The organism is Sphingobium sp. UBA5915 (genome assembly GCF_002431195.1).
Taxonomy (GTDB): Bacteria; Pseudomonadota; Alphaproteobacteria; order Sphingomonadales; family Sphingomonadaceae; genus Sphingobium; species Sphingobium soli.
In genome coordinates this window covers 1-5,988 of record NZ_DJDV01000086.1, presented here as the reverse complement: position 1 = coordinate 5,988, position 5,988 = coordinate 1, and the positions used below count along the sequence as shown (strand labels likewise).

Here is a 5,988-nt window from a genome sequence, read left to right as displayed (position 1 = left end):
TTCGTCACCGGGCCGTGCCGGCATGATCGCGGCGGCCGGCCTTCTCTATCTCGGCCTGTTCTTGCTCGCCAGCAGCATGAGCCGGCATCAACGCGCGCTGGCTGGTCCCTGGCATCAGCCCGCAATGGCTCCGCTGCTTGCTCCTGTCGGCTGGCTGCTGATCCTCGCTTCATTGATGGCGATGCTGCCCCACTGGCAAGGCGGCATCGGGCTGGTCAGCTGGCTCGGTCTGCTGCCCCTGGTGGGCGGATTGCTGCTTCTGGGCCTCAGCTACCGGCCACATTGGCTGAAGCAGGGGGCTGCCGGCGCGATCGCGGTCGTCATCCTTGGCGTCGCTACTGGCGCCTGACGCCTTATCCCTTCATATCGATGGTCGCGACAACGCCGCCTTCGGGCGCGTTGCGCAACCGCACCGAAGCCTCGAAACTCATCGCCAGCGACCGCGCGATGGTTAGGCCGATGCCCGTGCCATGCCGCCCGCCGGGCTGGCTGCTCGGCCCGCGCGTAAAGGGTTCGAACATCTGGTCGATCTGATCAGCCGGGATGCCGGGCCCATGATCGCGCACATCGATCATCAATCGTCCGCCCGACCGCGTGCAACTAATGTCGGCGCCACCGCCATATTTGACGCCATTGTCCACCAGATTGGCGATACAGCGGGTCAATGCATTGGGCTTCACCCGCACCGTCCCGCCACACCCGCTGACGAAGCGCACCGGCGCGCCAAGATCCTCTGCATCCTCGGCCATGCTGGCGAGCAGCGAATCAATGTCGATCACTGACCATTCCTCCCGCGACTCGGTGCTGCTCGCAAGGTCGAGACCCTCGCGCACCAAGGTCTGCATCGCCTGATGATCGGCCAGCAGCCGTTCGCGAAGGTCGGCATTGTCGACCAGTTCGAGCCGTAAGCGCATGCGGGTCAGCGGCGTCTGGAGATCGTGGCTGATCGCCGCCAGCAATTGCGTGCGCTCGGCGAAGCCCGCCCTCGCCCGGCGCTGCATCAGGTTGAAGGTCGACAAGGCGGCGCGCACCTCTTCGGGACCACGCTCGGGAATCTCCTCCGGGTCGAGCGACAGCGAAAATGCCTCCGCCGCGCGCTCCAGCCGCCGCAAAGGCTTGGCCACCGATCGCGCGACCAGGATCGCCAGTCCCGCCGACGCCGCAACGATGACCAGCAGATAGGCCGGGTTGAAGATCGTGCTTGGCGGCTTGATCAGACGGGGGAAACTCAGGGCCATTGCGCGGCGCGCGCCGCGCACGTCGGTGAAGCGCACGATCCAGCAATCCGGGCGCGGCGCGTCGATCACGCCGGCCGCGCGTTCCCTGTTCCCGCTGGGAAAGCACAGGCCGGCCGGCACCTGCCCCGCTTCGGGCTGCGAGCGCCTGCCGAGCCGTTCGGTCAGGATCGATTCGAGTTCGGCATCGGTGTCGCTGAGCGCCACGCCGGCGGGCGCCATCGCCGCGCCGACAATGCGATGGTTGGCCATCATCGCCTCGACGCGGGCAGGATCGCGTTGCAGCCGATCGGCGATGTCGACCGCGCTTGCCACCACGCGCGCGCGGCGCACCCGTTCGAAATCATGATGCCGCGCCTGTTCCGCCACCAGCAGGGCGATGATCGCGGCCACCGACATGCCCAGCGTCAGGATGAGGAAAATCTGGCCCGCCATCGTCCCGAAAAAGGCGCGGATCCGCTGCACAGGCCGCATGCCCGTCATAGCTGCTCCACCCCGCTGGCGAGAACATAGCCCTCGCCCCGGACCGTCAGGATCAGCTCGTCCCCACCCGGCACCGTCGCCAGCTTCTGGCGCAAACGGCTGACCTGCAAGTCGATCGACCGGTCGAAAGCGGCGGTCGCGCGCCGTTCGGGCACCAAAGTCTCGCGCGACAGAACGACATTGGGTTCCTCGATGAAGCGCGACAGCAGCCGGAATTCGGCGGATGACAGCATCACCAGGCTATCGTCGGGCGCGACCAGCCGTCGCTGTTGCAGGTCCAGCCGCCAGGGGCCGAAGCGGGCGAAGCGCGCCGCCGCCGGCCGCGCGGCGGGATCGCTGCGTCCGCGCCGCAAGAGGTTGCGGATGCGCACCAGCAATTCGCGCGGTTCGAACGGCTTGGTCAGATAATCGTCCGCCCCCAGTTCCAGTCCCAGCACCCGGTCGATGGCGCTGCCGCGGGCCGTCACCATGATGATCTGCACGTCGGCGCCTTCGGCGCGCAATTCGCGGCACAGCATCAATCCATCGCCATCGGGCAGGTTGAGGTCGAGGACGATGAGGTCCACCGCCTCCTCCTTCAACGTGCGGCGCAGCTCGGCCAGGCTGGCCGCAGCGAGAAGGCGGTAATTTTCCTGATGCAACTGACCGATGATGAGGTCGCGAATATCCGCATCGTCGTCGACCACCAGCACGGTCGCCTGTCGGGCAGGGGAGGAATCCAGCATGTCTCTTCCTACCGCCTCGTCCACCGAAAGTCTGCGCCTCTTCGCGCGCGATACAGGCTGATACAAAGGGATACCAAGGTGCACGGCGGCGCAACAGTTGGAGCGGAAGCGAAAACAACTCGCACTATGACGTGACGGGCAAACTCCCGAAGAGGATGGGGTCGGCTGACCCCCTGTGGCCGACGCAAAGCGGAGCTCCTGCGATGACCCCTCGCCGCTGACGCGGCTGGAAAACCCGAACGAACAGGCTTGATCGGCTTGGCGCACGACCCCTCCCCCTCCCCTGTGCGCCCGATCATCCCCCTGTGTCTGACCGGCGGCATCGCAGGAGCCCGTAACGCCGATGCCAAGGAACGATCGCCGATCCATGCCGACCTCCGCACGATCCCACGGCCTTCGGGTCGCACCGATTGCCCTGATGATGATGCTGGCCGCATGCAGTCAGGAAAAGGCCCCAAAAAGGGGACCGGTGGAGGTCGGCGTGGTCACGCTGGCGGCGCGCAATGTCACGGTGGACAGCGAATTGCCCGGCCGGACGGTATCGACCTTGATGTCGGAGGTCCGGCCGCAAGTGTCTGGCATCATCCAGAAGCGCCTGTTTACAGAAGGCGCACTGGTGAGCGCCGGCCAGCCGCTTTACCGCATCGACCAGCGCCTTTATCGCGCATCGCGCGACGAGGCGCTTGCCACGCTGGCAAGCGCGCAGGCCACCGCCGCCGCCGCGCAGGCCAAGGCGCAGCGCTATCGCAGCCTGGGCGACACCGAAGCGGTGAGCGCGCAGGACCGGGATGATGTGATCGCCACGGCACGGCAGGCGCAGGCCGCCGTGCAGCAGGCCCGCGCAACCCTTCAGACGAGCAACGTGAACCTGGAATTCACGCTGGTCCGCGCGCCGATCAGCGGGCGTATCGGCCGCACCCTCTTCACGCCTGGCGCACTGGTGACAGCCAGCCAGGCCGACCCGCTGACCACGATCCAGCAACTCGACCCCATCTATGTCGATGTGACACAATCGAGCGCGCAACTGCTGGCGCTCCGCCGGTCGCTGGCGTCAGGCAAGACCCTGCCCGCCAGCGCGACCATCCGGCTGAAGCTGGACGATGGCAGCGACTATCCGCTGGAAGGCCGCATCGAATTCGCCGAACCGATCGTCGATCCCGACAGCGGCACAGTCACGCTGCGCGCGCGCCTCCCCAATCCCGACGGCCTGCTGCTGCCCGGCATGTTCGTCCGCGTGGTCGCGCCGCAGTCGGTCGTCCCCAACGCCATATTGGCGCCGCAGCAGGGGATCACCCGCGATGCCAAAGGCAATGCCACCGCCCTTGTGGTCGGCAGCGGCAACAAGGTCGAGCGCCGTACCGTGACCGCCGCGCAGGCGATCGGCGACACATGGCTGATTACCGCCGGGTTGAAGGCCGGCGACCGGTTGATCGTCGAAGGCACGGACAAGGTTCAACCCGACGCCGCAGTGAAGCCCGTGCCGGTCGGCGCGAAATAGGGGCCGATCATGCTCAGCCGCTATTTCATAGACCGGCCCATCTTTGCCTGGGTCATCGCCATCGGCATCATGCTGGCGGGCCTGGGCGCGATGCTGTCGCTGCCGATCGCGCAATATCCCGACATCGCACCGCCGGGCGTCGGCATCAGCGCAACCTATCCGGGTGCCAACGCCGAAACCGTGGAAACCAGCGTCACGCAGGTCATCGAGCAGCAGCTGACCGGCATTGACGGCCTTATGTATTTCTCGTCCTCCTCCACCAATAACGGGCAGGCGCGGATCACCGTCACCTTCCAGAAAGGCACCGACCCGGACACCGCGCAGGTGCAGGTCCAGAACAAGGTGCAGCAGGCGCTCAGCCGCCTGCCCAATGCGGTGCAGCAACAGGGGCTGACCGTCACCAAGCAGCAGACCGATTTCCTGCTGGTCGTGGGCCTGTATGACGAAACGGACACGGTCACACAGGCCGATGTCGCAGACTATCTGGTCAATAACTTCCAAGACCCGATTGCGCGGATCGACGGCATCGGCGCGACCCAGGTGTTCGGATCGCAATATGCGATGCGTATCTGGCTCGACCCGTTCAAGCTGGCGACCGTCAAGCTGATGCCATCGGACGTGCAGAGTGCGATCCAGTCGCAGAATGTCGAGGTTTCGGCGGGACAGATCGGTGCCGATCCCGCGCCCGAAGGGCAGCAGCTCAACGCCACGGTCCGCGCCCGGTCGCGCCTGCAAACGCCCGAACAGTTCCGCAATATCATCGTTAAGACGCAATCGGACGGGTCGGTCGTGCATCTGTCCGACGTTGCGCGGGTGGAACTGGGTAATGAAAGCTATACCACCTCGGCGCGACTGAACGGTCATCCCGCGTCCGGCATGGCCTTGCAGCTGGCGCCGGGCGCGGATGCGCTCAAGACCGCTGAACTGGTGAAGGCCAAGGTCGCCGACCTGTCCGCCAACCTGCCCCATGGCTACAGGGTCGTCTATCCCCGCGACACCACCCCCTTCATCCAGCTGTCGGTCGATGAAGTCATCCACACGCTGATCGAGGCGGTGGTGCTGGTCGTCATCGTGATGTTCCTGTTCCTGCAAAGCTGGCGCGCGACGCTGGTGCCCGCCATCGCCGTGCCGGTCGTATTGCTGGGTACCTTCGGCATTCTCGCCCTGTTCGGCTATTCCATCAATACGCTGACCCTGTTCGGCATGGTGCTCTCGATCGGCCTGCTGGTCGATGACGCCATCGTGGTGGTGGAAAATGTCGAACGATTGATGGAGGAGGAAGGGCTTTCGCCGCGCGACGCAACGATCAAGTCGATGGGCGAAATCGGCGGCGCACTGGTCGGCATCGCGCTGGTCCTGTCGGCCGTCTTGTTGCCCATGGCCTTTTTCGGCGGGTCGACCGGCGTCATCTATCGGCAGTTTTCCATCACCATCGTGTCGTCAATGCTACTGTCGGTGCTGGTCGCGCTGATCCTGTCGCCGGCGCTGTGCGCGACCTTGCTCAAGGCGTCGGCGCATGACCAGCGGCAGCGCGGCTGGGCTGGCAAGTTCAACCGCTGGTTCGATCGCCTGACGCGTGGCTATGTCCACCGCACCGAGCAGATACTGGGCAAGCGCATCCTGTTCTGGGGCGCCTATGTGGTGATCCTGGCGGTCCTGGCGCTGCTGTTCACGCGACTGCCCACCAGCTTCCTGCCGGTCGAGGACCAGGGGCAGGTCATGGCGCAGGTGTCGCTCCCGGCCGGTGCGAAGTCCAGCCGCACGGCGGTGGCGGCCGAACAATTGCGGCAATATTTCATGAATGATGAAAAGGACAATGTCGCCTTCGCCTTCATCCTCACCGGCTTTAGTTTCCAGGGCCAGGGCGAAAATGTCGCGCAAGGTTTCATCAATCTGGCCCCCTGGGATGAACGCAAGGGCAGCGCAAATTCCGCCGGCGCCATTGCCGAACGCGCCAACAAACAGCTAAGCGCAATCCGGGATGCCAAGGTGCTGGCGATGACGCCGCCCGCGATCCGGGGCCTTGGCCAATCCAACGGCTTCACCT

5 protein-coding genes are annotated in these 5,988 nt (G+C 65.5%); 3 read left to right on the top strand and 2 right to left on the bottom strand.

The features are described 5' to 3' along the window. Positions 1-349: DUF3325 family protein (locus tag B2V90_RS14500; protein ID WP_293921952.1), on the top strand; the 349-nt coding region annotated here is incomplete at its 5' end. A 4-nt stretch (positions 350-353) separates the two neighbouring features. Here the strand turns inward: B2V90_RS14500 and B2V90_RS14495 are convergent. Then, entirely contained in the window at positions 354-1,718 is a 1,365-nt protein-coding gene (locus tag B2V90_RS14495; RefSeq protein ID WP_228221932.1) for an ATP-binding protein, read from the bottom strand. Then, the gene (locus tag B2V90_RS14490; protein WP_228221933.1) at positions 1,715-2,443 is read right to left on the bottom strand and encodes a response regulator; all 729 of its coding nucleotides are present in this window, start codon (positions 2,441-2,443) and stop codon (positions 1,715-1,717) included. Before B2V90_RS14490 ends, B2V90_RS14495 begins: the two co-directional genes overlap by 4 nt. A 367-nt stretch (positions 2,444-2,810) precedes the next feature. Here B2V90_RS14490 and B2V90_RS14485 point away from each other — a divergent pair, with 367 nt between their 5' ends. Both B2V90_RS14485 and B2V90_RS14480 read left to right on the top strand, forming a co-directional pair. Beyond that, entirely contained in the window at positions 2,811-3,941 is a 1,131-nt protein-coding gene (locus tag B2V90_RS14485; RefSeq protein ID WP_228221934.1) for an efflux RND transporter periplasmic adaptor subunit, read from the top strand. 9 nt (positions 3,942-3,950) lie between these two features. Next, positions 3,951-5,988: efflux RND transporter permease subunit (locus tag B2V90_RS14480; protein WP_293921947.1), on the top strand; the 2,038-nt coding region annotated here is incomplete at its 3' end.

Bases quoted from the DNA above. Each gene is read 5' to 3' on its own strand.
- B2V90_RS14485 (WP_228221934.1), top strand. From the start codon at position 2,811: ATGCCGACCTCCGCACGATCCCACGGCCTTCGGGTCGCACCGATTGCC.
- B2V90_RS14490 (WP_228221933.1), bottom strand. From the start codon at position 2,443: ATGCTGGATTCCTCCCCTGCCCGACAGGCGACCGTGCTGGTGGTCGAC.
- B2V90_RS14495 (WP_228221932.1), bottom strand. From the start codon at position 1,718: ATGACGGGCATGCGGCCTGTGCAGCGGATCCGCGCCTTTTTCGGGACG.